This window comes from Sanguibacter sp. Z41_6 (assembly GCF_059621145.1).
The window spans coordinates 145904-171553 of sequence record NZ_JCAQIF010000005.1; the positions used below are offsets into that span (position 1 = coordinate 145904).

Here is a 25650-nt window from a genome sequence, read left to right on the forward strand (position 1 = left end):
CTAACGCTCTCCCCGGAACGTCTGCTTCCACGCATCCTGGCCGGCCATCTCGTCGATCGCCGCCTTGTACCGCGACGACAGCTCTGGCCAGTCACGCAGGATTCGCTCGTGCAGAACGACGGACCGCTGAAGGAGCTCCCGGAAACGCTTGGGATCACGGTGGTACCACGCGGCACCCGAACCGTCGGACGTCGACACGACCGCCGAGTCGAACTGCGCGAGCAGCCACCACTTGGCATCGACAGCGTGGATCTCCGCCTCCGGGTGCTCGGATGCGGACTCCCGGGTCGGCAAGAGCTGCTTGACCGCACCTTTGGCAGCGAACTTGAGCAGACCGATCCGGCTCTCCGGGGCACGCACTGCCTCGCCCCGTCGCGACATCTTCGCGAGGCGGGGAGGCGGGAACGCGTCGGGCTCCTTCTCGACGACCGAGTCCGGATGTGCGGCGCGGACGGCCCGGATCTGGGGCAGACGGGTCGCGAGGTCGCGGTGGAGGTGCTCGGGACCCGTCAGGAGGTCCTCCAGCGCCATGATCCGTAGCGCCGCCACGGAGTACTGGGAAGCGAGAAGGTGTCGCACCTGGTGGATGAACGACTCGCGGACGAGCCGGCCGCCACGCTCGTACCGCGAATGCAGCAGCGCAGCGACGAAGCGGTTGCGCTCGTGGTAGTACGCCTGCCAGTCGAGGCTGTCGTCCTTGTCGGTCCACGGCACGTGCCAGACAGCCGCCCCCGGCAGCGTCACTGTCGGCACGCCCACCTCGCGCGCACGCAACGAGTACTCAGCGTCGTCCCACTTGATGAACAGCGGGAGCGACAGACCGATCTCGCGGATGACCGCGGTCGGGATGAGGGTCATCCACCAGCCGTTGTAGTCGACGTCGACCCGACGATGGAGCTCGCGCGAGGAACGGAGCGACGTGCGGTCGAGATGGTGACCTTCCGATCCTGGCAGGGCCGGACCCCACCAGAAACGCCACGGCTGGATGCGCTCACCCATCGAGTGCAGGTAGGAACGGTCGTACATCGAGAACATGTGACCGCCCACGATCGTGGGCTTCCGGCACAGGTCTGCGAACACCGCCGCACGCACGATGCCTTCCGGCTCCGTCCGCACGTCGTCGTCAGAGATGAGGACATAGGTACTGCGGCCGGCGTCGATCGTCTCGCTCATGCCACGTGAGAAACCACCCGAGCCGCCGAGGTTGGCCTGCTCGATCACGCGCAGACGCCCGCCGAGCTGCTCCTCCGCCTCACGGAAGCCGTCGCGGTCGGCCGGGTGCTGATTTCCCTGATCGACGAGTATGACCTCGTCCAGGATCGACAGCAGGGCGTCGTCGGCTCCCAGCTGGTCGAGCAGCGCGACGACGTCGTCGGGGCGGTTGAGCGTCGTGATGGCGACCGACACGGTGCCACTGGTCGCGCGGTCGGGCGGCACCTGAGCCTCCCACTGCCCGGACACGAGCTCCGCTCCGTCCTGACCCGCGACGATGTCGAACCAGTACCACCCGCCGTCGGCAAAGCTCGCCAGCGGCAGCGTGAACACCAGCTCGGTGCTGCTGTGGGGTTCGACCGTGCGCTGCGAATCGACGCGATAGACGTTTCCCTTGGCATTGGAGCGATAGACGACCACCGTGGCCTCGCCCTGCAGCACGACGCGCAGCGTGACCTGGTCGACGATGGTCGACCGTCGCCAGTAGCTGGCGGGGAAGGCGTTGAAGTACGTCCCGAACGAGGACTGCCGCGACGGGGGGATCGTGAAGCTGCGACGCGAGACGATCTGGCTGAGCGTCTCCCTGCCTGCGGGTGCCGACTGTCCCTCCCGGGACGCATCGTTCGACCCCGAGCCGGACTGGCGGACGGGGGCGACCGCGCCTTGGCCCCCCTCCACGTAGAGCGGAAGGATGTCCCGGTCCGGCTCGATGGGCAGGACGACGCGCTGCAGGACGCGTGTGACGGTGGAGCCGGTCGGCTGCGTGAGCGTGCTCATGCCTCGTCGCTCCCGCCCACGATCGCAGCACCCTTCTCGAAGTGCGGTGCGAGGGTGTTGTCCACCATGCTCAGGGCCGACCCGATGGCCATGTGCATGTCGAGGTACTGGTACGTCCCGAGGCGCCCACCGAAGAGCACGTCCTTCTCCCCGCTGGCGAGGCCGCGGTAGGCCTTGATGCGCTGCCGGTCCGTCGCGGTGTTGATCGGGTAGTAGGGCTCGTCCGCCTTCTCTGCGAAGCGCGAGAACTCCCTCATGATCACGGTCTTGTCCGACGGATAGTCCCGCTCGGGGTGGAAGTGCCGGAACTCGTGGATGCGCGTGTACGGGACCTCGGCGTCGGCGTAGTTCATCACCGACGTTCCCTGGAAGTCCCCGATCGGCAGGACCTCTTCCTCGAAGTCGAGGGTGCGCCAGGAGAGGTCACCCTCGCTGGAGTCGAAGTACCGGTCGACCGGGCCCGTGTAGACCACCGGCACGTTGCCGACGACGTTGCCCTTGTTGACAGGTTGGGTCTCGTCGAAGAAGTCGACCCCGAGGCGGACCTCGATGTTGGGGTGATCAGCCATGCGTTCGATCCATCGCGTGTATCCGTCGACGGGCAGTCCCTCGTACCGGTCGTTGAAGTACCGGTTGTCATAGGTGTACCGCACCGGGAGCCGGGAGATGATGCTGGCAGGCAGGTCCTTCGGGTCCGTCTGCCACTGCTTCGCGGTGTAGTCCCGGATGAACGCCTCGTACAACGGGCGACCGATCAGGGAGATCCCCTTCTCGTCGAGGTTCGTCGGGACGCGGTCGCCCAGCTCTGCAGCCTGTTCGCGCAGCAGAGCGCGCGCGGCGTCGGGACCGAGGGCGGACCGGAAGAACTGGTTGACGGTGCCGAGGTTGATCGGCAGCGGGTAGACCTCGCCCTTGTGGGTGGTGTACACGCGGTGCACGTAGTCCGTGAACGCCGTGAACTGGTTGACATAGGCCCACACACGCTCGTTCGAGGTGTGGAACAGGTGTGCCCCATACCGGTGGACCTCGATGCCCGTCTGGACCTCGTTGGCCGAGTAGGCGTTCCCCCCGATGTGGTCCCTACGGTCGATGACCAGCACCTTGCGCCCGAGCTGCGATGCGACTCGCTCAGCGACGGTCAACCCGAAGAATCCAGATCCAACGACTACCAGGTCCGCGTCCACGCACACTCCTCTTGTCGGTACTCAGCACACTAGGTTAACTGCTACGGCGGGGACCTCAGACGCGGTGCGAGTGCCCGGTCACCGTGCGGAGGCGGAGGAAGCGACGGTAGGCCGCGCGCCGCAGGCCCTCCGGGACCAACCGGTACAAGCCGCGAAGAGCGATGTTCCGGGCCGCCTGCCGCCGCGTCGTGAAGCCGATCGCGCGGAACCGACGTTGCAGAGCGATCTCCGAACGAAGGATCATCACGCCGCCGCGCCTCTTGTATGCTCCGGCGCCGACGCGGTAGAGCAGGAGGGACTCCGGCACGTTCGCGGCGCGTGCGCCGCTCGCGAGCATCCGGGCGAACAACCAGTAGTCCTCCATGAGCGGGAGGTCCTCGTAGCCGCCCGCATCAGCGACGGCCTGCTTGCGGTACACGACCGTCGGGTGGTTGAAGGGCGAGACGAAGCGTGACCTCGCGGCGATCTCTGCCTCGCCCACGGGCGGCGATCGGAGCACCCCGGGCTGGGCCTCGTCCGCGAACTCACGGATAGCGGCACCGACGATGTCGAGCCCGCCCGCAACGAGCGGCACCTGCCGTGCGAACCTCTCAGGCATCGCGATGTCGTCGGCATCCATCCGCGCGACGATCTCATGAGCGCACTCACGGATGCCGGCTTCCAACGCGCGCGCCAGACCCACGTTCGTCGCGAGCGCCACGACCCGGGTCGGCACGGAACTCTGGGCGACCAGCTGGTCGAGGAGGTTCGCCACGTCGGTGCCGACCGGCCCGTCGCGGACGATGATCACCTCCGCAGGCTTGAGGGTCTGTCCCGTCGTGACCGACTCGAATGCGCGGCGCAGGTGATCGGCCCTGTCGCCCTTGTACACGGGCAGGAGCACCGAGAACTGTTCCTCCGTCACCGGGCACCCTCGAGGCTCGTGACCGCCGAGCTGGCGGGCCCGAGCCCGGTGAGCGCGCGCTCCGTCGCCCGTGGCGCGCGCAGGACCCCGTCCCGCAGCCCCCGGGCCCCGGCACGCAACAGGACCGTGCGGCGACGCGAGCGTCGGATCGTCCGCAGCCACCGGCGCACGGACGCTCCCGTGTACAGCACGCGCTCGAAGGGCGTGAGCGCCGACGAGCGGGAGATCATCCATACCTTGTTGCGCACCTCGTAGTAGAAGCGCTCCCCCGGGTCGGCGTCGATGCCTCCGAAGGTCTTCGTGCGGTGCTCCACGACGCTCGATGGCACATGCAGACCCGTCCCTCGGCGAAGGACCCGGCACGAGTACTCGAAGTCGTCGTTCCAGATGAAGTAGTCCGCGATGGGCAGGCCGTGCGTGCGGACGCTATCGGCGGAGACCAGCATCGAGACGAACGAGGAGGAACGGATCGGCACGGCCCGCGATCGAGTGGCTCGCTGGATCGCTTCGGCACTCGCCCCGGGCCGGCGCCGCGGCGTGTTCATCGGGTGCTCACGCCCGTCGTGCCACACCACCTTGCTCCCGAGGATCTCCACGGGCCCGTCGTAGCTCTCGGCGGCAGCAAGCAGCTCCTGCAGCGCGGTGGGGTTCGGGATCGTGTCGTCATCCATGAGCCAGAGCCAGTCGGGCGCGGGCCGGCTGGCCTCGCCGTCGCTCTCGAGGGCCACGGCCATCCCCACGGCGAAGCCACCTGCTCCACCCGTGTTGCGCGGGAGCCGCACCACACGCGCGCCGACCGGGTGGTCGGCGGCGACCTCCGCCGAGTCGTCCTCCGAGAAGTTGTCGACGACGAGCACGCGGTCGACCGGCACGGTCTGAGCCTGCACGGCATCCAGGGCGTGGCGGAGGAGGTCGCGACGGTTGTAGGCGACGATGACCGCAGCGACGCGTGGCGCAGGGGCCAGGCTCACGCGGCACCCCCCTCACCGACGACATACCGGGGCACGCCCGCCCAGGCAGCCCGGTCGCTGAGCCGGCGACCGTCGACGAGCAGCTTGACGTCTGGGAAGTCCGCGGGCCCGAGCTCGCGGTACTCCGCGTGGTCGGTCTGGATCAGGACGACGTCGACGCGGTCTCCGAGCCGGTGGCTGACGAACCCGAACCCCGCGAGCTCCTCGTCCGAGAACATGGGGTCATGGACACGCACGCTCGCGCCACGAGCCTCGAGGGCCGCGACGGTGGAGAACACGCCGGAGAAGGCCGTCTCCTTGACCCCGCCTCGGTACGCGGCACCCAGGACGACGACAGTGAGGCTGTCCATTGAACCCAGCATCTCCTCGGCGCGCGCCACCACGCGTTCCGGCGCAGCTGCATTCACCGCACGAGCCGTCCGGACGATCGAGGCGTCCGGGTCCACCGAGAGGTAGAGCCGCGGGTACACAGGGATGCAGTGGCCACCCACGGCGATGCCCGGGCGGTGGATGTGGCTGTACGGCTGCGAGTTGCAGGCGTCGATGACGGCGTAGATGTCGATGCCGACCTTCTCTGCGAAGGCACCGAACTCGTTGGCCAGACCGATGTTCACGTCGCGGTAGGTCGTCTCGGCGAGCTTCGCCATCTCGGCGGCCTCGGCCGACCCCAGGTCCCAGACGCCGTTGGGCCGGTCGAGATCCGCCCGCTCGTCGAACGTGAGGACGGCCTCGTAGAACGTCGTCGCGCGGCTGGCCCCCGCCGGGCTGAGGGCACCGATGAGCTTCGGATAACGGCGCAGGTCCTCGAAGACCCGACCCGTGAGCACCCGCTCGGGTGAGAAGACGACGTGGAAGTCCGTCCCCTCCACGAGCCCCGAGACCGACTCGATCATCGGCTTCCAACGGCCTCTGGTCACTCCCACCGGGAGCGTCGTCTCGTACGAGACGAGCGTGTCGGGTGAAAGGTGCTCCGCCATCGACCTGGTCGCGGAGTCCATGAGCGAGAAGTCCGGATCCGCGGTCGCCTCGTCGACGAACAACGGGACGACGATGACGACGACGTCCGCACCAGGTATCGCGTCGCCATAGTCCGACGTCGCTCGCAACGACCCGGAACCGACCGCCTCGCCGATCATCTCGGCCAGGAACGGCTCACCAGGGAACGGCGCACGACCCGCGTTCACCTCGGCGACGACCCTCGCGTTCACATCGACGCCCACGACCTCGTGCCCGCGGCTCGCGAACTGGACGGCGAGTGGGAGGCCGATCTTTCCCAGGGCTACGACTGCGATGCGCATAGCATGCTCTCCGACACAGGTGGGGCCGTCCGCCGCGTGCTGGCGGTACGGGAAGCTCGACAGGTCCGACGCGCGTCTGGCCTCAGGCGCCTGCGCCGACAAGGGTGTTGACGCCGACGACGATCCGGTCCAGCTGCTCCTGGGTGAGGGAGGGGTGCACGGGCAGCGAGATGACCTCGCGGGCCGCGCGCTCCGTCTCCGGCAGGTCCAGGCCGGGCGCGAAGGGCGCGAGGCTCTCCAGCCGGTGGTTGGGGATCGGGTAGTAGACGCCGGAACCCACCTGGTGCTCGTCCTTGAGTGCGGTGACGATGCGGTCGCGGTCCTCCGCGACCCGGATCGTGTACTGGTGGTAGACGTGGACGGCCCCGGGGGCGACCGACGGCGTCACGACTCCCTCCAGGTTCTCGTCGAGGAACGCGGCATTCGCCTGGCGCTGCGCCGTCCAGCCCTTGACCTTCTCCAGCTGGACGCGGCCGATGGCGGCGTGGATGTCCGTCATCCGTGCGTTGAAGCCGATGACCTCGTTCGCATACTGCCGCTCCATCCCCTGGTTGCGCAGGAGCCGGACGTTGCGCGCGATGGTCTCGTCAGCGCAGGAGACCATGCCCCCCTCGCCCGAGGTCATGTTCTTCGTCGGGTAGAGACTGAACATGCCGAAGGTGCCGAACGTTCCTACGGGCTGGCCGTCCAGCGACGCCCCGTGCGCCTGGGCAGCGTCCTCGAAGACCATGAGACCGTGCTCGGCGGCGAGCGCGCCGAGCTCCGCCATGGCCGCAGGGTGCCCGTAGAGGTGGACAGGCATGATGGCGCGCGTCCGCTCCGTGATCGACGCACGTACGCTCTCGACCGAGAGGCAGAAGGTCACCGGATCGATGTCCGCGAACACCGGGGTGGCACCCGTCAGTGCGACGGAGTTCCCGGTCGCCGCGAACGTGAAGGACGGGACGATGACCTCGTCCCCGGGGCCGATGCCAGCAGCCAGGAGGCCCAGGTGGAGGCCCGCCGTGCCCGAGTTCACGGCCACCGCGAGTCGGCCGTCGAGCAGCACCTCGGAGAACTCCTTCTCGAACGCCGCAACCTCCGGCCCCTGGGCGATCATGCCGCTCCGGAGCACGCGGTCGACCGCAGCCCTCTCGTCGTCACCGACGATGGGCTTGGCAGCGGGAACGAAGTCCTGGCTCATTCAGACTCACCTCTCTGGGCGGCGATAACCGCTGGTGTCGTGTTAGCACGTGAGAAGCAGTGCACGTGCCTGCTTGCCCGAAACAATACCCTCACCCGATCGCCACCCAGCCCCCGCCCCGCGCGCCCTCAACTGAGCAACGACGCGACGATCGCGTCGCCGACGGCGGCGTCCTTCTCGAACGACAGCAGGGGACTGGCGGCGTCCGCCGCTGCCTTTGCCGATCGGATCGCTGCACGGTCCATCGACCGCAGGGACGCCATGCACTCGGGGACGGTGAAGCCTTCGCTGACCACTCCGAGCCGGTGCTGCTCGACGAGCCGCGCCATCTCCACGCTGGGTCCGACGGCCACGGCGAGACGCGCCTGGACGTAGTCGAAGAACTTGTTCGGCAGTGTCAGACGCGCGTTGGTGTGCACCGGTGGGACCCAGAACACCCCGACGTCGTAGCTGTTGAGCGTCCTGGGCAGGGCCTCGGGCGCGACGGGGTCGCGGAACCGGATCCTCGGGCAGCCCGCAGCACGCTCACGGAGCTCGGCGAGGTAACGGCCCCGGTCCCCACCTGGCATGAGGTAGAGATCGAGGGTGTACCCGTCTCCGAGCCCGATGACGGCGTCGAGCATCGCCTCGAGGTTACGGCCGTGGACGGCGGCGCCGCTGTGGACGAGCCGGACGACGTCCGGGACCTCGGCGCTCGGCGCGAGGTCCTGGAAGGGCGAGGAGTTCCGCATCACCTGGGTCACCACCCCGAACCGTTCGCGGTACAGGTCGGCGATCGAGTCGCAGACCGTCGTGACGGCACCGCTGCGGGGGAGGTAAGTGGCGCACAGGTGCGTCATGAAGGGGGCGACGAGCACCCGCCAGGAGGTCACGTGGGTGCGCTCCTCGGGGGCCCACTCGTGCATGTCGGCCCACACCCGCGCCCCGTTGCGTGCAGCGATCGCGTGCGCCAGACCGAGAACCCGTGCGTCGTTCGCGACGACGAGGTCGAACGTGCGTCCGTCGAGCGCCTCCAGCGCGTGGCGCACCGCGGGCGCGAGCAGCTCGACCGAGGCGTGACGCCGCAGAGCGAGCAACGCGACGCCGCGGACGGTCTGCGGGAGCGTCGGTGCGCCGTCGGGCACACGGAGGTGCTCGGAGGCCCCCCGCGGGGCGGGACCGAAGCCCACCGTCGTCACGTCGCCGTGCCTGGCGAGAACGCCGACCTGCCGCAGCACGCGCGCGTCGGAGGAGATCGGAGTCAGGGAGATCGCGAGGATGCGTGGGCGGCGAGCGCCTGCGCGCACCGACGGGTCGACGGTCATCCCGCTGAGCCCCGTCCGCTCGCCACCAGAGCGTTCACGGCCTGGAGCCAGGGGGCCGACAGCTGCTCGGCGCTGAGACTCCGGGCACTCGCATGGCTCGCCTCCTTGTACTGTCGGACCGCGGCAGGGGTGAGCGCCTCGAGCGCACGGACGACGTCGTGCACCTCGAAGCCGTCGGTGATCGCCCCGACACCGTTCGCGCGGACGATCCGCTCCATCTCCGGCGACGGCCCGATGAGCACGCCGAGGCGCGCCTGGACGTACTCGAACAGCTTGTTGGGCAGGGCATGCAGCAGGTTGAACGTGCTCGGCGGGCAGACGAAGACGCCGACGTCGTACCGGCTCAGCATCGGGATGATGTGCTCGAACGGCACGGGTGGGAGCACCCGGACAGTGGGGCCCACGGCGGCTGCGCGAGCCTCGAGCTCCGCGATGTATGCGGGGTCCCCCGGGGCCAGGACGACGTCGAGCGTGATCGATCCCGGACGCTGCCGCTGGACGAGGCCCACCGCATCGATCATGGTCTCCAGACGACGGCCCCGACCGGCGACACCCACATGAACGAGACGTATCGGCGCCCCCACGGGGGTCGGCTCGATGTCCTCGTGGTGCGGCGCCGCGTTCGGGACCACGCGAGCGCGGACGCCGAACTCCCGCTCGTACTCGTCGGCGATGCCTTGGGCGACCGTCGTCACCGAGTCGGTGCTCCGGACGAACCGGCACGCCCACACCATGAGCGGTTGCACGAGGAGTCGCCAGAGGAGCCGGTCCTCCCCCTGGCGCGGCGCGTACTCGTGCAGGTCGCTGTGGACACCCAGCCGTGGCTGCAGGGTCACCGCGAGCGGGGCCGCGAGAGCATCGTTGGCGACGATCACGTCCATCGATCCCGGCGGCAGGGCGGCCAGGACGAACCGCACGCGAGGCGAGCGGAAATACAACCGGTCGTGACGGCGAAGACCGAGCAGCGCGGCCGCGATCACCCGTCCCGCCCGGCCGACGCGCCAGGGGCCGAGGTCGTCCGGCACCTGCACATGACGGGCAACACCTCCCGGAGCGGGGCCGTAGCCGCACGTCACGACCTCCGCGCGCCCCTCGAGGAGCCGGACCTGGCGCAGCACCCGGGGGTCGCGCGCGATGGGCGAGAAGGAGAGCACCACGACCGTGGGCAGGACGGTCGACGGATCCTGGCCGGTCATGTCCGATCCCCGTCGCTGGTGGGACGGACACCTGGCCGGGCTCCTGCGAGCACACGGCGATAGACGCCGAGCAGCCGCGAAGACTCGACCTCCCACGTGAGCTCGGAGGCCGCCCGCCGGGACGCCTCCCGGTAGCGCGGCGCGTCGCGCAGCACCTGCACGATCGTCGCAGCCATGACCACCGGCTCGTCCGAGGAGAAGATCTCACCGACCTCGTACTGCTCCACGATCGCTCGGGTGTCCGGAAGATCAGCAGCGACGACGGGCAGGCCTGCGTGGATCGACTCGAACAGCTTGTTGGGAAGCGACCACCGGTAACTCAAGCACGTCGGCCGGACGAAGACGACCGCCGCGTCTGCGTCTGCGAGGGCCGTCGTCACCTCGGCTGAGGGGACGCTGCCGACGAAGTGCACGCGCGCTGCTACCCCTGCCCGCTCGGCGCGATCGACAAGATCGGCGACGTACGCGGGCGTCCCGTATCCGAGCACCACGAGATGGACGTCCGCGGCCAGCTCTCCGAGCGCCGCGATCGTCTCTTCCAGCCCCCGGTTGGTGGTGATCCGCCCACCGTAGACAAGGACTCTCACGTCGGGCGGCAGGCCCGCGAGGCTGCGGAGCCTTCCCCGGACGGGATCGCTCGTGCTCTGGGTCGAGGGCGGGATGTTCCGGACGAGCGCCGGTTCCTGCGTGAGCCGGTACCGCTCCGTGAGGTGAGCGGCGATGCTGGGAGAGACGGTGATGACTGCTCGGGCGCGCCGGATCCCGTGCCGCTCGACGAGACGTTCCACGACCGCAGCCACGGGCCTGCGGCCGACGACGTTGCGGTGCAACCACAGCTCGTGCGAGTCGTACACGAACGGCACTCCCAGCGCCCGTGCGACGGACACCGCAGGTGGCAGGGTGTTCGCATCGTTGGCGTGCACGGCGTCCGGTCGCCACCGGCGAGCAGCGGCCCCGGCGCGCTGCCAGTAGGAGACGAGGACGACGGCGCGCAGCGGCTGGAGGAGCCACGTGAGCGCCCGCGTCATGCGCGAGCGCGATCCGACGGGCGCCGGCGTGCGGCCGACCGGACCGCCGTCGGCGCTCCCCTGGCGAGCCGGCTGCGGCACGTCGGCCACCGCGGGGACCCACCGACGGTAGATCCGGGCCACGGGTTCGAGCACGACGCTCACCTGGAACAGCTGCAGGCGTTCGCGGACAGCTCCCGACGGCAGCCGCACCACCTCGGCGGGACGCCCCGCAGAGGGGCGAGCCACCGCGAAGATCCGGACGTCCGCGCCAGCCTGGACGAGCGTGGCCGCAGTCTTCAGGACACGCGTGTCTGCGTGGCAGTCGTTGTAGACGAGGATCGCGATCCTGGGTCGTCTCTCTCCGTCCGCAGCAAGGCGCACCTGCGTCGAGCCGTCTGCCCCGGTCACGCGGTCCGCTCCCGCGCGAGGCCCGCCAGCGCAGCCTGCTGCGCAAAGTCCGGGACCGCCGCCACGACCTCGTCGAACGTGCCGTGGGCTACGAGCTCCCCCTCGCGCATGAAACAGACGATGTCACTGTGCCGGATCGTCGAGAGGCGATGAGCGACGACGATGAGCGTCACCTCTCCGCGGAGCTCGGCGATGGCCCGGGTGACCGCCGCCTCTGTGGCCGTGTCGAGAGCACTGGTTGCCTCGTCCATCACCAGCACGTGAGGATCGCTGTAGAGCGCCCGCGCTATGCCCAGGCGCTGGCGCTGCCCGCCGGACAGGCCGATCCCACGTTCGCCGACGGGCGAGTCGATCCCCTTGCTGCGCTCCTCGACGACGTCGAGCGCCTGGGCGCGCCCCAGCGCCTGGCGGACCTTCGGCTTGTCCACGAGAGCGTCGTCCCATTCGAGCGCGACGTTCTGGGCGACGGTGGCGTCGAACAGCGACACGTCCTGCGGGACGTAGCCGATCCGGGACCGCCACGCATCGAGGACGTGCGGCAAGGGCACCGCTCCTACGCGGATCTCCCCGTCGGACGGCTCGAGCAGTCCGAGGATGACGTCGACCAACGTGGTCTTCCCAGAGCCGGAGGCTCCGACGAGCGCGACGGAGCGCCCGAAGGGGATCCGCAACGTGACGTCCCGGATCGCGGCGGCTCGGGCGGACGGGTAGGTGAACGTCACAGCGTCGAGCTCGAGGTAGGTGGCATCGCGAGGCACCTCGACCTGCTCTGGCCTCGTCGTCCGCGCCTCCAGGTATTCCCGTCCGCGCTTGATGTCCTTGATGGCTGTCTGAGCGAAGGGCAGGGCGGCGGACGTCTGCGACATGATTCCTTGGAACCGCGTCAGTGACGGGATGATCCGGAAACCGGCGACGCCGAACAGCGCGACTGAGCTCAGGGCGCCCGCTGCGCCCCCGGTGAGGTAGCCGATCCCACCGGCGAGCACGAAGCCTCCGACGAGGCCCGCCTCCAGCACGTATCGCGGAACAACCGCGAGGAACGACATGTTCGCCCGAGCCTGCGAGCTCCGCTGCCGGACTGCCAGCACGAGCTCGGTGACCGATTCGGCCTTGCCCCTCAGGGTGATCTCCTTGAGGGACTGGACCATCTCGCTGAGCAGGCGGGCCGAGCGCGTGGAATAGCTGCGGTTGACGCGTCCCGCCTCGACCGACTTGCGCAGGATCCAGCGCAGCAGGACGGCACCGATGAGTCCGAAGTACACGACGGTGGCGAGCGCCATGACGGGCGCGGCGACGAGGAGCACCGCAAGGACCGCGATGAAGGTGCACAGCTCCCCAGCGAGCATCGCGAACGGGATCAGTACCCCCGAGACGGTCGTGGCGACCCCGACGTCGGTCGACCGGACGAGCTCCGTGGAGTTGCGTTGCAAACGGTCCGTCCACGGGGACGCGAAGAACCCTCGCAGGAGCTCGCGACTGATCGCGAGCTCGAACGTCGCGAACCGGCGGGTCGCGAACCACTGGAGCGTGATCTGGAAGATCGACTTCCCGACGATGAGGATGCCGACCAGGAGGAGGACGATCGCGAAGTCCTCCGGCTCGGACAGCGTCCCGAGCAGAGGAAGAGTGACGGACGACCCGGCGATCATCGGCGCGAGACACAGGGCCAGCAGTCCCAGCGCGGCCACGTCGAGGATGGACGAGGCCCCGGAGAGAACAGCGAACAGCACGAGGAACCTGCCACTACCTGGCGGGAGGACCGGCAGGACCTCACGCACCGTGCGCCACAGAGCAGACATGGCCCGAGCCTATCGGTGCGCTGTGAGCACGACGGACGCGGCCGACCGGGCAACGGTGCTGAGGGAGGCATGGTCGGCGGCCCAGCGGGAACGTCGTGCCCTGCCCTCTGCGCGCTGATCCTCAGCGTCGTCCGCCTCGAGGATGGACAGCATCGCCTCTGCCACGGCATCGACGTCGTACGGGACGGCCCGCCCCAGCCCGTCGTCGCTCAGGAGCTCCCCCGCCGGCCCGACACCCGCATAGAGCGCGGGGGTCCCGCACGAGAGCGAGGCGTACACCTTCGTCGGGAAGGAGAAGTCGTATCCGAACCCGGGCCGGACGCTCGCAAGGCTCGCAACGGCCCCACGGAGCCAACGTGCGACCTCTGCCGGCGGCTTCTGGGGCAGAAAGGTGATCACGTCGTCCGGGAGGTGGCGAGCCCGGTGCTCGATGGCGCTCTTCTCGGCACCCTGCCCGATGAACACCAGGCGTGCGTCGGGACGGGCACGGTTCACAAGGGTCATGGCATCCGCAAAGATCCCGGCGCCATGCCACTCCGAGGCGGTACCCGCGTACACGAAGTACGGCACGGGCTGCACACGGGCAGCAGCATCGGACGCGCTCGGGCCGAGATCCGGCTCGTCCGCCTCCGCGATGCTCGCACGCTCGCCCGCCGAGGAGAAGGAGACGACGTCGATGCCGTTGCCGACCTCGCGCACACCATCCGTCACGCCAAGCTGCGCCAGGCGCCGGGTCACGCCCGTCGACACCGACAAGACGCTCTCGGCACCGCTCCACGCCCATCCTTCGATCGCACGCAGCACACGCAGGACGAGCGCAGGGGCACCCGTCGTCCCAGCAGCGTCTGCCCAGACGTCGGCCGCGTAGTAGACGTACGGAACGCGTCTGAGTGCACAGGCTGCCCGGACGACGATCCCCGTCGTCGGCGGGGGTTCGCACACGACGATGCCCACGCGTCGCGCGAGGAGGATCCTGAAGAACAGCGGGACGTCGAACGACAGGTACTGGACATAGCCGCGCACATACCCGTACCGGTCCCGCAGCACTGGCGCTCGTCGCACCTGGACACCAGGACGTGTCCCGGTGTCCTCCGCCCGGACCGACGCGGCAGGACGTGTCGTGAGGACCACGACCCGCGCCCCCGCCTCGTCCAGTGCGTCTGCCAGCGCGCGGAGGCGGAACGAGGCTGCCGCTGGCTCAGGCGCGAAGATCCGGCTCACGAGAAGGACGTGGGGGCTCCGCCGTGACGTCATGGGAGCAAATCTACGCCGGGCGCTCGGCTCCGACCGGCGGTGCGAGAATGTCGCCATGGCCGATCCCGCTGACGAGACGACGACGCTCCCGCAGCCTCACGCGACGCCGGACCACAGCCGCGACTGGCTGGTCATCCCCCTGTACAACGAGAGCGCCGTGATCAGTGAGGTCATCCGGGCGGCGCTTCCCGTCTTCCCGAACATCCTGTGCGTCGACGACGGGAGCACGGACGGATCGGGCCGTACGGCCCGGGAGGCCGGGGCACGCGTCGTGACGCACGCGACGAACCTCGGTCAGGGCGCCGCGTTGCAGACCGGTATCCGCTTCGTGTGCGAGGAGACCGACGCCCGGTGCCTCGTCACGTTCGACGCAGACGGCCAGCACCAGGTCTCCGACGCCTGCGAGATGGCCGATATCGTCGCGCGGGGTGAGGCGGCGATCGTCTTCGGCTCCCGCTTCCTGGACAAGAGGACCACGCCTGGCCTCGTCAAGAAGGCTGTCCTGACGTTCGCCGTCTGGTTCACCAAGCAGTCGACCGGGATGCGGCTCACCGACGCACACAACGGACTTCGTGCCATCCGCACGGACGCGGCCCGCCACATCCACCTGACGCATGACGGGATGGCTCACGCGAGCGAGATCGTCCTCCAGCTGGGCCGCACAGGTCTCCCGTGGCAGGAGCACCCCGTGCACGTGCTCTACACCGAGTACTCCCAGGGGAAGGGGCAATCCGCGTGGAACTCCGTCAACATCCTCGTCGACCTCCTGTTCAAATAGTGTCCGCCGCCCGCATCCGTCGCGCACATCGCTTTCCCACCGGAGGTCGACCGTGAGCAGTCGCACGCTACTGATCCAGATCATCCTTCTCGTGGCGGTCGGGCTCGTCACCCTCTTGCTGACCCGATCGACCGCTGGAGCTCGGCACCAGGCGATCCGTCGTCTGCTGCTCGCAGGGTTCGTCGCGGTCTCCGCGCTGTCGATCATCTTCCCGCAGGTGCTCACGAAGGTCGCCAACGCCCTGGGCGTCGGCCGGGGCACGGACCTGCTCCTCTACGCCCTGGTCATTGGCTTCCTCAGCTACCTCTCGACCAACCATCGGCGGATGAACCGCATGTCGAGCCAGATCACGCGACTGACGCGTGAGCTGACGCTCGCCGAGGCCCGTTCGGGGTACGGCGTCCCCCGGCCCGCCCTCGACGGCACGCCACCTCCCACCAGCGGGTCGCCGGAAACCCTCTCCACAAACTCTCCACCGGGCTGACCCCGGCCTTCCCCCGCTGCAGGGGCGCAGCCGCCTAGGATTGCCGATCGTGACGACCTCCGACGCCCAGTCCCGCAGCGAGCTCCGAGAGAGCCGTCGGGAGCGCCGCCACCCGGCTCACCTGCGGCCTTCCCGCTCGCACCACGTCCTGCGGGCGCTCGCACTCGTCGTCACGGGCGCGCTGGCCTTCGTCGCCACCGGCGCCGGCGCCGTGTACTACACGCTCCAGAACAACATCGACTCCGTGGATGCCGCGTCGCTCCTGTCGGACGTCGACCGGCCTGCACCTCCCACCCCTGATCCCGAGGATCCCGACGCCGGCCTGCCGATCAACCTCCTCCTCATGGGCTCGGACGACCGCAGCGGGGCCAACGCGAGCATCGGGGGCGAGGACGAGGACGGCGGCATGCGGTCCGACACGACGATCATCATGCACATCTCGGCCGACCGGCAACGGATCGATGTCGTCTCCATCCCCCGAGACTCGCTCGTGGACATCCCCGAGTGCAACACGACCAACGGCACGGTCCGCGCCCGGAACGACGCGATGTTCAACAGCGCGTTCGCCTACGGGTGGGACAAGGGCCAGAACGTGGACTCGGCGGCCGCGTGCACCATGCACACCGTCGAGACCCTCACCGACGTGCCGATCTCCGGGTTCATGGTCATCGACTTCGCCGGTTTCCAGACGATGATCGACGCCATCGGACCGATCCCGATGTGCATCCCCGAGCGGACGGTCTCCAAGGAGGCGGACCTCTACCTCGAGGCCGGGATGCAGGAGCTCAACGGCCAGCAGGCGCTGGGGCTCGCCCGGGCCCGCAAGGGCGAGGGCGCCAACATGAACGGGTCCGACCTCACGCGCATCGGTCGCCAGCAGGAGCTGCTCGCGGCGACGGCACGGACCGTCCTCGACAAGAACGTCCTCATGGACAGCCCGGCGCTGTTCCAGTTCCTCAACGGTGCGACCTCGTCGCTCACCGCCAGCCCGGAGTACTCCGACATCTCGAACATCGTCGGCCTCGGGTTCTCGCTGCGCAACATCCCCCGTGAGAACATCACCTTCATGACGGTCCCGGTCATGGACGCCCCGTCCGACCCCAACCGTGTGGTGTGGACGTCGGAGGCGGACAAGGTGTGGGAGAACATGCGCGCGGACCGGCCCCTCGTCACCCCGGGGGTCGTCGACCCGCCGCCGTCGACCGAACAGCAGCCCCCGGTCGAGGCCGACGGCGGGACGGCCGAGCCGGCCGAACCGACGGAGACCGAGACGAAGAAGGCCGGGCAGGAAGCCTTCACGTCCGCAGACACGACAGCCATCTGCACCCCCTGATCGGACGCTCATGCCACCCACCCAGCCGCGACGTCCCGACGTCCCGCCGCCGAGCTTCACGCCCCAGTCCGGCCGCCCGGGGCGCCCGCGGCGCACGGATCCTGCCCTCGAGGTGGGCGACGGGGCCTCCACGAGCGCAACCGGTGACCCGTACGGGTCACCGGCGCCCGAAGCCCGTCCCGTCCGTGGCGGGGCCGGCCCGGCCCAGCAGTCACCCCGTCGACCCGGGAGCGAGCAGCGTCGGGCATCGGACCCTCCCGTACGACCGTCCTCGGTCCCGCCCGCCGTGCACCCGGGCAGACCCGTCTCCTTCCGGCCTGCGCCCCCGCACGACGGGCGCCAGCCCGACGCTGGGCGCGCCGGCGCCCTGAGGAACGAGCCCCGCGACGTCCCTGCGACCCGGATCGCACCGGCAGCACCGCGTTCGGCCGCCGGGATGCCTCCCGCTCAGCCGCCGCGTGGGACCGGGCGTCCCGACCGCGCGGGCAGCGGGGGCCGCCAGCCGGGCGCCGTCCCTGCCGTCCCACCCGCTGGCCGTGCCGGCGTGCAGGCGCGGCCGGCACAGGTTCGTCCTGGCGCACCCGCTCTCCCCGGGGCCCCCGGACCGGTCCCGCCACCTCCCGCCGGTCGCCGCAAGCGCCCACGCTGGCGCCTCTACGTGGCGCTCGGGGTGTGCCTGGTCCTCGTCGCGCTCATCGCCTGGCCCGTCGGGCTCCTGCTGTGGGCGAACGGGAAGCTCCAGCACACCGACGCGCTCTCCGGCGCAGCTGACACTCCTGGCACCACCTACCTCCTCGCGGGGTCTGACTCACGGGCAGACGGGGCGGTGGGCGACGACGGGACCGAGGGCGCGCGCACGGACACGATCATGCTCCTGCACGTACCGGAGTCCGGGCCGACGGCGCTCATCAGCCTGCCGCGTGACACCTATACGGAGATCCCCGGGGGCTCCGCCAACAAGCTCAACGCGTCGTACACCCTCGGCGGGGCGCCCCTGCTCGTGCAGACCGTGGAGCAGCTGAGCGGCCTCACCGTGGACCACTACGTCGAGATCGGCTTCGGTGGCGTCGAGAAGATCGTCGACGCGGTGGGCGGCGTCGAGCTGTGCCTCGACTACGACGTGCAGGACGAGCGCAGCGGACTTGCCTGGACCGCCGGGTGCCACACGGCAGACGGCGCGACCGCCCTGGCCTTCTCGCGGATGCGGTACTCCGACCCGACCGGGGACATCGGCCGGGCGGACCGGCAGCGCCAGCTCATCGGTGCACTGACGACCGAGCTGCAGGACACGTCGATCCTCACGAGCCCCGGGACCCAGCGAGCCCTCGTGGACTCGGGTCTCGGAGCGGTGCTGGTGGACGAGGGTTCGGGGATCACCGACCTCGGCAGGCTCGCGCTCGCCTTCCGCAAGGCCAACGGCCCGGAAGGCATCACCGGGACGCCGCCCATCAGCGACACCGACTACCGCCCGGGCAACGTCGGTTCCGCGGTGCGTCTCGACCCCGACCTCGCGCCACAGTTCTGGGCCGACATCGCCGACGGCTCCCTGCCCGCCGGGCCGGTCGGGGGAATGCCCCAGTAGTCACCCGCCGTCCGGGGCGGGTCACCGCATCACGCGACCGGTGGAACCGCCCGGCCGGCCCGCAGCGCGGCGCCCTTCGCCCGTGCCTGGTCGGCGAGGCCCTCCTGGAAGCGAGCCATCCGCTCCCGGAGGGCGAGGGAGGCCGGGTCCGTCCCGGCGCCGAGGATCCGAGCCGCCAGCAGACCCGCGTTGCGGGCTCCGCCGATCGACACGGTCGCGACCGGGACCCCCGCGGGCATCTGGACGATCGACAGCAGCGAGTCCATCCCGTCGAGGTACGCGAGCGGCACGGGGACCCCGACCACCGGCAACGGTGTGACGGCTGCGAGCATCCCGGGCAGGTGAGCGGCGCCGCCCGCGCCCGCGATGATCACCCGCAGGCCGCGAGCAGAGGCGTCGCGACCGTAGTCGATCATCTCGACGGGCATGCGGTGCGCCGAGACGACGTCCACCTCGATGCTCACGCCGAGCTCCTCGAGGACGTCGGCCGCGGCGCGCATGACGGGCCAGTCCGAGTCGGACCCCATGACGATCCCGACGATGGGCGCGTCCTGCGTGGTGCTGCCGTGCTCGCTCATCTCATGCCCTCTCGCCGCGCAGGATCGCCGCCGCGGCGAGGGCGCGGCGGCGCACCTCGTCGAGGTCGGTCCCGCTGATGTTCACGTGCCCGAGCTTGCGTCCGGGCCGCACCGCCTTGCCGTACAGGTTGACCCGCGCGTCCGGGAAGGCCGCGAGGACCGACGGGAGCGCGTCCGTGAGGTCGTCGAGCGAGCTGCCGAGCACGTTCGCCATGACCGTCCACGCCGCTGTGGGGGCCGTGTCGCCGAGCGGCAGGTCGAGCACCGCACGCAGGTGCTGCTCGAACTGGCTCGTGACGGCCCCGTCGATCGTCCAGTGGCCTGAGTTGTGGGGACGCATCGCGAGCTCGTTGACGAGCAGGACGCTCCCCTGCCCGGGGACACGGACCTCGAACATCTCCACCGCGAGCACGCCGGTGACGCCAAGGCCTTCGGCGATGCGGGTCGCGATCGCCGTCGCACGCGCGGCGTCCTCGGGAGCCAGACCGGGCGCCGGCGCGACGACCTCGGAGCACACACCGTCCCGCTGCACCGACTCGACGACGGGCCACGTCCGGGTCTCACCGCTCGGCCGCCGAGCGACGAGCACGGCGAGCTCGCGGGTGAACGGCACCTTCTCCTCGACGAGCAGCGCCGGGCCGTCCTGCTCCGCCCCGGTGATCCAGTCGCCGACGTCGTCGGCCTCGCGCACGACCCGGACGCCCTTGCCGTCGTACCCGCCCCGGGCCGTCTTCACGACGGCAGTGCCGTCGGAGGTCGTCGCGAGGAAGTCTGCGAGGACCGTCCGGGCGGATGCACCTTCGCGCGGGAGGTCCACCCAACGAGGGCAGGGGACGCCCAGCTCGGTGAGCCGACGTCGCATGATGATCTTGTCCTGGGCGTGCAGCAGGGCGTCCGGTCCCGGCTGCACCGACTGCCCGTCCCGCTCGAGACCTGCGAGGACGTCACCCGGCACGTGCTCGTGCTCGAAGGTGAGGACGTCCGCTCCCTCGCTGATCGCGCGCAGCGCCTCATGGTCCGACGCCGCTCCCTCCCGCGCACCGGTGAGCACCTGCGCCGCCGGGGAGTCCGCGCTCTCCACGAGGACCTGCAGGCGCACGCCGAGCGCGCTGGCCGCCGGTGCCATCATCCGGGCGAGCTGACCGCCCCCGACGACGGCGACGACAGGCGGCGTGGAAAGGGCAGCCGTCGGGCGTGCCGCGGGCTCGGGAGCCGATGACGGCACGGCGTCTCGGATGGGTTCACGTACGGGTCCTGGCACGGTCAGTCAGCCTAGTCGACCGGTGCGCGCACGCTAGCCTCGTGCCATGGACAGCACGTGCGTCGAGCGCGACGGGGACCGCCCGCCCGCGGCACCGGCGACGGGCCGACGCGGCGCCCTCGCGTCGCGGGTCCGCGAGCTCCTGCGCTTCGGGTCGGTCGGCGCTGTGGCGTTCGTCGTCGACGCCGGGGTGTTCAACCTCTTGCGGATCGGCCCGGGCGAGCTGCTCGCCGACAAGCCGCTCACCGCGAAGGTCGTCTCCGTGACCGTGGCGACCCTCGTCGCGTGGCTGGGCAACCGCTACTGGACGTTCGCCGCGCGCCGCAGCGACACGCGCGTCCGTGAACTCCTCGGGTTCGCGCTCGTCAACGTCGGTGGCATGGCGATCGCCGTCGGCTGCCTTGCCGTCTCGCACTACGTGCTCGACCTGCGCTCGGCGCTCGCCGACAACATCTCCGCCAATGTCGTGGGGCTCGCGCTCGGCACGGCGTTCCGCTACGTCGCCTACCGGTCGTGGGTGTTCCGTGGCCCTCGAGAACCGGCCTGACCTCGGTCCGAGGCGACGCGAGCTCGCGCAGCCACCCTCACCTGCCGCGCCCCTTGGTCGGCGCTGCGGTGCCCTGCGGCATGACGGCGCCGGGCAGCATCGTCGCCGGCACCCCCGCGAGGAACAGGGAGAAGATCGGGGGGTGTCGTTGCGAGAGCTCGAGCCGGCCACCGTCGGCAGCCGCGAGGTCCCGGGCAAGCCCGAGACCCAGGCCGGTGCCCTTGCCGGACGTCACCTCGCGCTCGAAGATCCGCGGCGCGATCTCGTCGGGCACTCCGGGACCCTCGTCGCTCACCTGGACGACGACCGCCCCCTTGGACCCCGACCCGCGTGCGCGCACCGTCGTCGTGCCGTCGCCGTGCTTGAGGGAGTTCTCGATGAGCGTCGCGAGCACCTGCGCGAGCGCGCCGGGCGTCGCGAACACGTGGATCTCGTCCGGGACGTCGATCATGAGCGTGCGCTCCGCCTGGGCGAAGGTGGGTGCCCACTCCTCCTCCTGCTGCAGGACGACCTCGACGAGGTGGACGGCCTCGGTCGTCCCACCGGACGACCGCGACCGGGACAGCAGGTCGTCGACGACGTGCACGAGCCGCTCGACCTGCTCGAGCGAGATCCGTGCTTCCTCCCGGACCTCCTCGTTGTCCCCGGCCATGAGGCCGATCTCCTCGAGGCGCATGGACAGGGCCGTGAGCGGCGTGCGGAGCTGGTGGGAAGCGTCGGACGCGAACTGTCGCTCGGAAGCGAGCCGCGCGGCCATGCGGTCCGAGCTCCGGGCGAGCTCCGCGGCGACGAGGTCGATCTCCTCGACGCCCGACGGCTCGACCCGGGGGCGCACCTGGCCCGAGCCGAGCTGCTCGGCGGACGCCGCGAGGTAGACGAGGGGCGCTGACAGGCGGTTCGCCTGCCACACGGCCATCGCGATGCCCGCACCGAACGCGGCGATCGCTGCTGCGATGACGAGCACGACGACCTGGGCGCTGCGGATCACGAGGTCCCAGTAGGAGATGGCGATGATGATGATCGCGTTGGACTGCGTCCGGATCGGTCGCTCCACGGCTCGTCCGTCGATCTCCTTGCCCGCGACGATCTGCTCGCCGTCGGGCGTGATGACGGAGACGTAGGCGGGCAGCCGCGTCCCACCGCCGCCCACGAACCGCTCGAGGACCTCGGTGTCGACGGGCTCGTCCCGCGCGATCCTCGACTCGACGGTGCGTCCGAGCTCGGCGGTCCGCGCCTCGAGGTCGCGGACCTCGTTGTCGCGGACGAACCGGCCACCGAGGATGCCGAGGGGGAGGCCCAGGAGGATGACGGCGACGGCGACGGCCGAGACCGTCGCGAGCAGCACTCTGCGGCGCATGGTTTCAGCTCCCAGCGGTCACGCCGAGGCCTGCCGTGCTCCCGACGAGGGGCACAGCCGGCACGGCAGGGACGTCAGTGTTCCCCGGACTCGAACCGGAAGCCGAGCCCGCGCACCGTCGAGATGTAGCGGGGGGCGTTCGCGTCGTCACCGAGCTTGCGGCGCAACCAGGACACGTGCATGTCGAGCGTCTTGGTCGAGCCGATGGGCTCCGAGCCCCACACCTCGCGCATGAGCGTGTCACGCACGACGACCGTGCCGGCACCCTGGACGAGCACGCGCAGCAGCTCGAACTCCTTGGTCGTCAGGTGCAGCTCCCGCTCACCCTGGAATGCGCGGTGCGCCGCGACGTCGACCGTGACGTCCTGCGCGTGGAGCTCCTCGACGTCGTTGGGGTCACCGTGCGTCCGGCGCAGCAGCGCCCGGACGCGTGCGAGCAGCTCCGCGAGCCTGAACGGCTTCGTCACGTAGTCGTCCGCGCCGGCGTCGAGCCCCACGACGAGGTCGACCTCGTCGGCCCGCGCAGTGAGGACGAGGACCGGCACGGTGAGGCCGAGGCCGCGGATGGCGCGCGCCACCTCGAGCCCGTCCATGTCGGGGAGGCCGAGGTCGAGCACGACAAGGTCGGCGCCAGGAGCGTTGTCGATCGCACCTTGACCCGTTCCTTGCACGACGACCTGGTAACCCTCACGGGAGAGCGCACGCGCTAAAGGTTCGGCAATCGCCGGGTCGTCTTCTGCCAGAAGTACGTGGGTCATTTCCTCATGCTAGGTCATGGATCCCCCCACGGGGTCATCGAACCGCCCCGCGAGTCCCTCCCCGGGCTGACGCGAGCGCACCCGCGCGGTCCCTACGCTGGGGCCCATGAACTGGTACGACAGGCTGGCGCGGTGGTTCGACGACCACCGGGCGCTCGTCGACCGCGTGGGCACCGCGCTCGTCGTGCTCGTCGTCGTCCCGATCTCCGTGTTCGTGCAGGACGTCCTCTCTCAGTCCTACTCGTTCCCCCGCGTCAGCTCGGAGTGGGTCCTCGGCGCCTCGCTGCTCGTCGCGCTCCCCCTCGCGCTCCGCCGGTCCCGGCCGGTGCTGTCCGTGGCACTCGTGTACTCCGCCGTCCTGCTCCACCAGCTCCTCGGCGTGCCGATCATCCTTCCCGCAGACCTCCTCGTCGTCGTCGCCCTGTTCTCGGTCACCGTCCACGGGCCCGCCTGGGCGCACCGGACCGCGGTCGTCACCGGACTCCTCGGGTGCGCGACGCTCGGAGCCTTCATCGCGATGACCGACCCCGTCAGCGCGATCGACACGATCGCCCTGTCGGTCTTCACGCTGTTCCTCGTGGGGCCGGTCATGCTGGCGGCCTGGGCGTTCGGGCTCGTGCTCCGCGCACGCCGGCAGACGATCCATGCGCTGCGCGACCGCGCGCAGCGGCTCGAGGTCGAGCGTGACCAGCAGGCGAAGATCGCGACCGCGGCGGAACGCGCCCGCATCGCCCGCGAGATGCATGACATCGTCGCGCACTCGCTCTCGGTGATGATCGCCCAGGCCGACGGTGGGCGGTACATCGCGACGAGCGAGCCGGAGGCGGCCGCGAGGACCCTGGGAACGATCGCCGAGACCGGCCGCGCCGCCCTCGGCGACATGCGGCGCCTCCTCGGCGTGCTGCGGACCGATCCGGAGGCCGGCTCGTCGGAGCCTACGGCGACGGGCTCCGTGCCTGTCGTGGCCGACCTCACCCCGCAGCCCGCCGCCGCCGACATCGAGACCCTCGTCGCGCAGGTCCGCGCGTCGAACGTCAACGTCTCCCTCGTCCGCATGGGGACCGCGCGCACCCTCCCGCCCGGTACGGGCCTCACGCTCTACCGCATCTGCCAGGAAGCACTGACGAACGTCCTCAAGCACGCAGGCCCTGACCCCCACGTCACGGTCCTGCTCACGTGGGAGCGGACGAGCGTGACGCTCCAGGTCGACGACGACGGCCGCGGCGCCGCGGCGGGCGGCGACGGCGCCGGACAGGGGCTGCTGGGGATGCAGGAACGCGCCGCGATGTTCGCCGGGACCGTGACCGCGGGGCCCCGTCCCGGTGGCGGCTTCCGTGTGATGCTTGTCCTCCCGCTGCCCGAACCCCGTCCCTAGGAGCTGTCCCATGCCCGGTCCCACGTCCTTCGCCACGACCGAGGACGGTGCGTCCCCGCACATCCGGGTGGCGATCGTCGACGACCAGCAGCTGCTGCGGGCCGGGTTCCGGATGGTCATCGACTCCCAGCCGGACCTCGAGGTCGTCCTCGAGGCGGGCGACGGCGCGCAGGCTGTCCGGCTGCTCACCGACCACCCCGTCGACGTCGTGCTCATGGACATCCGGATGCCCCACCTCGACGGGCTGGCGGCCACCGCACAGCTCACGGCCGCCTGGGCGGACAGCTCGTCGGACGTCGTCCCGCACGTCATCGTGCTCACGACGTTCGACCTCGACGAGTACGCGCTCGAGGCCATCCGGGCGGGCGCGAGCGGATTCCTGCTCAAGGACGCACCACCGGAGGAGATGCTCGGGGCGATCCGCACCGTGCACTCCGGCGACGCGGTCATCGCACCGTCGACGACCCGCCGCCTGCTCGACCGTCTCGTCACACCCCTGCCCGCCGAGCAGCTCGCGGACTCCGGGCAGGCGAGCGCGGTGGACAGCCTCACCGAGCGCGAACGAGAGGTGCTCGTCCTCATGGCCCGCGGTCGCGCGAACCAGGAGATCGCGAGCGACCTCTTCGTCGCCGAGGCCACGGTGAAGACGCACGTCGGCCGCATCCTGTCCAAGCTCGGGGCACGCGACCGTGTCCAGGCCGTGGTCACCGCGTACGAGACGGGCCTCGTCCGCCCAGGGGAGTGACCCCTCGCGGGCGTGCTCCCCCCGGGGGATGACACCCCGCGAACCGGACCCCCCTCCCGCCCGACGTCACGCACCGACGATCTCTCTAGCGTGGATGCTGCGCCCCCAGGACGACCCTTCCCCGTCCGGGCGCACGACCTGGGTCAGCCGAGCGCACCGCGCGACGGCCGGCCACCAGAGCACCCGCTTGGAGATCCCGCATGGACACCACCGTCTACCAGAGCCCGTCCCCCGCTCCCCTGGCCTCGTCGAGCCCCGCCGTGCGCGCCCGGGCCCTGACGAAGAGCTACGGCACGGGCGAAGGCACCGTGTGCGCTCTCGACGGCGTCGACGTCGACTTCGCCGCCGGCCA

The 25650-nt window shown here is 70.5% G+C and carries 22 protein-coding genes; 7 read left to right on the forward strand and 15 right to left on the reverse strand.

Going from position 1 to position 25650, the window contains the following annotated elements; genetic code table 11:
* The 11 genes from AC54T1_RS12535 to AC54T1_RS12585 all read right to left on the reverse strand — a co-directional run bounded on the left by AC54T1_RS12535 (window position 1) and on the right by AC54T1_RS12585 (window position 14500).
* Entirely contained in the window at window positions 1–1989 is a 1989-nt protein-coding gene (locus AC54T1_RS12535; protein WP_496912140.1) for a glycosyltransferase, read from the reverse strand.
* Window positions 1986–3173, reverse strand: a complete 1188-nt coding sequence (glf, locus tag AC54T1_RS12540; RefSeq protein ID WP_496912141.1) for a UDP-galactopyranose mutase — start codon at window positions 3171–3173, stop codon at window positions 1986–1988. Before glf ends, AC54T1_RS12535 begins: the two co-directional genes overlap by 4 nt.
* Window positions 3174–3228: 55 nt before the next feature.
* Window positions 3229–4077, reverse strand: coding sequence for a glycosyltransferase (locus AC54T1_RS12545; protein ID WP_496912142.1), 849 nt, complete (start codon window positions 4075–4077; stop codon window positions 3229–3231).
* Complete coding sequence (locus AC54T1_RS12550) at window positions 4074–5048, reverse strand: glycosyltransferase family 2 protein (RefSeq protein WP_496912143.1); 975 nt, start codon at window positions 5046–5048, stop codon at window positions 4074–4076. Before AC54T1_RS12550 ends, AC54T1_RS12545 begins: the two co-directional genes overlap by 4 nt.
* Window positions 5045–6346 (reverse strand): nucleotide sugar dehydrogenase, encoded by a 1302-nt coding sequence (locus AC54T1_RS12555; protein WP_496912144.1) that lies wholly within the window; start codon window positions 6344–6346, stop codon window positions 5045–5047. Before AC54T1_RS12555 ends, AC54T1_RS12550 begins: the two co-directional genes overlap by 4 nt.
* 82 nt (window positions 6347–6428) lie before the next feature.
* A complete protein-coding gene (locus tag AC54T1_RS12560) occupies window positions 6429–7529 on the reverse strand; it encodes a DegT/DnrJ/EryC1/StrS family aminotransferase (RefSeq protein WP_496912145.1) in 1101 nt (366 codons plus the stop codon).
* Window positions 7530–7657: 128 nt separating this feature from the next.
* Window positions 7658–8833, reverse strand: a complete 1176-nt coding sequence (locus AC54T1_RS12565) for a glycosyltransferase (protein WP_496912146.1) — start codon at window positions 8831–8833, stop codon at window positions 7658–7660.
* Complete coding sequence (locus tag AC54T1_RS12570) at window positions 8830–10029, reverse strand: glycosyltransferase family protein (protein WP_496912147.1); 1200 nt, start codon at window positions 10027–10029, stop codon at window positions 8830–8832. Before AC54T1_RS12570 ends, AC54T1_RS12565 begins: the two co-directional genes overlap by 4 nt.
* Window positions 10026–11447: a glycosyltransferase gene (locus AC54T1_RS12575; RefSeq protein ID WP_496912148.1), complete on the reverse strand. Its 1422-nt coding sequence runs from the start codon at window positions 11445–11447 to the stop codon at window positions 10026–10028. Before AC54T1_RS12575 ends, AC54T1_RS12570 begins: the two co-directional genes overlap by 4 nt.
* Window positions 11444–13246 (reverse strand): ABC transporter ATP-binding protein, encoded by a 1803-nt coding sequence (locus AC54T1_RS12580; RefSeq protein ID WP_496912149.1) that lies wholly within the window; start codon window positions 13244–13246, stop codon window positions 11444–11446. Before AC54T1_RS12580 ends, AC54T1_RS12575 begins: the two co-directional genes overlap by 4 nt.
* 9 nt (window positions 13247–13255) lie before the next feature.
* On the reverse strand, window positions 13256–14500 hold the full coding sequence (locus AC54T1_RS12585) for a glycosyltransferase family 4 protein (RefSeq protein ID WP_496912150.1): 1245 nt from the start codon (window positions 14498–14500) through the stop codon (window positions 13256–13258).
* Between the two features lie 55 nt (window positions 14501–14555).
* Here AC54T1_RS12585 and AC54T1_RS12590 point away from each other — a divergent pair, with 55 nt between their 5' ends.
* The 4 genes from AC54T1_RS12590 (at window position 14556) to AC54T1_RS12605 (ending at window position 18677) form a co-directional block, all read left to right on the forward strand.
* Window positions 14556–15278 carry a glycosyltransferase family 2 protein gene (locus AC54T1_RS12590; RefSeq protein WP_496912151.1) on the forward strand — a complete coding sequence of 241 codons (723 nt, stop codon included), beginning with the start codon at window positions 14556–14558 and terminating at the stop codon, window positions 15276–15278.
* A 52-nt stretch (window positions 15279–15330) separates the two neighbouring features.
* Window positions 15331–15762 (forward strand): DUF2304 domain-containing protein, encoded by a 432-nt coding sequence (locus tag AC54T1_RS12595; protein ID WP_496912152.1) that lies wholly within the window; start codon window positions 15331–15333, stop codon window positions 15760–15762.
* 49 nt (window positions 15763–15811) lie between these two features.
* Window positions 15812–17095 carry an LCP family protein gene (locus AC54T1_RS12600; RefSeq protein WP_496912153.1) on the forward strand — a complete coding sequence of 428 codons (1284 nt, stop codon included), beginning with the start codon at window positions 15812–15814 and terminating at the stop codon, window positions 17093–17095.
* A 658-nt stretch (window positions 17096–17753) separates the two neighbouring features.
* Window positions 17754–18677 (forward strand): LCP family protein, encoded by a 924-nt coding sequence (locus AC54T1_RS12605; RefSeq protein ID WP_496912154.1) that lies wholly within the window; start codon window positions 17754–17756, stop codon window positions 18675–18677.
* A 29-nt stretch (window positions 18678–18706) separates the two neighbouring features.
* On the opposite strand, the gene purE is transcribed toward AC54T1_RS12605, so the two are convergent.
* Together purE and AC54T1_RS12615 are read right to left on the reverse strand one after the other, a co-directional pair.
* Window positions 18707–19255 (reverse strand): 5-(carboxyamino)imidazole ribonucleotide mutase, encoded by a 549-nt coding sequence (purE, locus tag AC54T1_RS12610; protein WP_496912155.1) that lies wholly within the window; start codon window positions 19253–19255, stop codon window positions 18707–18709.
* A 1-nt stretch (window position 19256) separates the two neighbouring features.
* Window positions 19257–20480, reverse strand: a complete 1224-nt coding sequence (locus AC54T1_RS12615; RefSeq protein ID WP_496912156.1) for a 5-(carboxyamino)imidazole ribonucleotide synthase — start codon at window positions 20478–20480, stop codon at window positions 19257–19259.
* An 82-nt stretch (window positions 20481–20562) separates the two neighbouring features.
* Between AC54T1_RS12615 and AC54T1_RS12620 the strand changes: the two genes are divergently transcribed.
* The gene (locus AC54T1_RS12620) at window positions 20563–21063 is read left to right on the forward strand and encodes a GtrA family protein (protein ID WP_496912157.1); all 501 of its coding nucleotides are present in this window, start codon (window positions 20563–20565) and stop codon (window positions 21061–21063) included.
* A 37-nt stretch (window positions 21064–21100) separates the two neighbouring features.
* Here AC54T1_RS12620 and AC54T1_RS12625 read toward each other — a convergent pair whose 3' ends face one another.
* Together AC54T1_RS12625 and AC54T1_RS12630 are read right to left on the reverse strand one after the other, a co-directional pair.
* Complete coding sequence (locus tag AC54T1_RS12625; RefSeq protein ID WP_496912158.1) at window positions 21101–22420, reverse strand: sensor histidine kinase; 1320 nt, start codon at window positions 22418–22420, stop codon at window positions 21101–21103.
* A gap of 74 nt (window positions 22421–22494) precedes the next feature.
* Window positions 22495–23178: a response regulator transcription factor gene (locus AC54T1_RS12630; RefSeq protein ID WP_484345786.1), complete on the reverse strand. Its 684-nt coding sequence runs from the start codon at window positions 23176–23178 to the stop codon at window positions 22495–22497.
* A gap of 106 nt (window positions 23179–23284) precedes the next feature.
* Between AC54T1_RS12630 and AC54T1_RS12635 the strand changes: the two genes are divergently transcribed.
* Complete coding sequence (locus tag AC54T1_RS12635) at window positions 23285–24553, forward strand: sensor histidine kinase (protein ID WP_496912159.1); 1269 nt, start codon at window positions 23285–23287, stop codon at window positions 24551–24553.
* A 10-nt stretch (window positions 24554–24563) separates the two neighbouring features.
* Window positions 24564–25298, forward strand: coding sequence for a response regulator (locus AC54T1_RS12640; protein WP_484345788.1), 735 nt, complete (start codon window positions 24564–24566; stop codon window positions 25296–25298).
* The last annotated feature ends 352 nt before the right edge of the window (window positions 25299–25650 follow it).

Bases quoted from the DNA above. Each gene is read 5' to 3' on its own strand.
- AC54T1_RS12590 (WP_496912151.1), top strand. From the start codon at position 14,556: ATGGCCGATCCCGCTGACGAGACGACGACGCTCCCGCAGCCTCACGCG.
- AC54T1_RS12635 (WP_496912159.1), top strand. From the start codon at position 23,285: ATGAACTGGTACGACAGGCTGGCGCGGTGGTTCGACGACCACCGGGCG.
- AC54T1_RS12570 (WP_496912147.1), bottom strand. From the start codon at position 10,029: ATGACCGGCCAGGATCCGTCGACCGTCCTGCCCACGGTCGTGGTGCTC.
- AC54T1_RS12555 (WP_496912144.1), bottom strand. From the start codon at position 6,346: ATGCGCATCGCAGTCGTAGCCCTGGGAAAGATCGGCCTCCCACTCGCC.
- purE (WP_496912155.1), bottom strand. From the start codon at position 19,255: ATGAGCGAGCACGGCAGCACCACGCAGGACGCGCCCATCGTCGGGATC.
- AC54T1_RS12620 (WP_496912157.1), top strand. From the start codon at position 20,563: ATGGACAGCACGTGCGTCGAGCGCGACGGGGACCGCCCGCCCGCGGCA.
- AC54T1_RS12640 (WP_484345788.1), top strand. From the start codon at position 24,564: ATGCCCGGTCCCACGTCCTTCGCCACGACCGAGGACGGTGCGTCCCCG.
- AC54T1_RS12625 (WP_496912158.1), bottom strand. From the start codon at position 22,420: ATGCGCCGCAGAGTGCTGCTCGCGACGGTCTCGGCCGTCGCCGTCGCC.
- AC54T1_RS12585 (WP_496912150.1), bottom strand. From the start codon at position 14,500: ATGACGTCACGGCGGAGCCCCCACGTCCTTCTCGTGAGCCGGATCTTC.
- AC54T1_RS12535 (WP_496912140.1), bottom strand. From the start codon at position 1,989: ATGAGCACGCTCACGCAGCCGACCGGCTCCACCGTCACACGCGTCCTG.
- AC54T1_RS12630 (WP_484345786.1), bottom strand. From the start codon at position 23,178: ATGACCCACGTACTTCTGGCAGAAGACGACCCGGCGATTGCCGAACCT.
- AC54T1_RS12565 (WP_496912146.1), bottom strand. From the start codon at position 8,833: ATGACCGTCGACCCGTCGGTGCGCGCAGGCGCTCGCCGCCCACGCATC.
- AC54T1_RS12580 (WP_496912149.1), bottom strand. From the start codon at position 13,246: ATGTCTGCTCTGTGGCGCACGGTGCGTGAGGTCCTGCCGGTCCTCCCG.
- AC54T1_RS12560 (WP_496912145.1), bottom strand. From the start codon at position 7,529: ATGAGCCAGGACTTCGTTCCCGCTGCCAAGCCCATCGTCGGTGACGAC.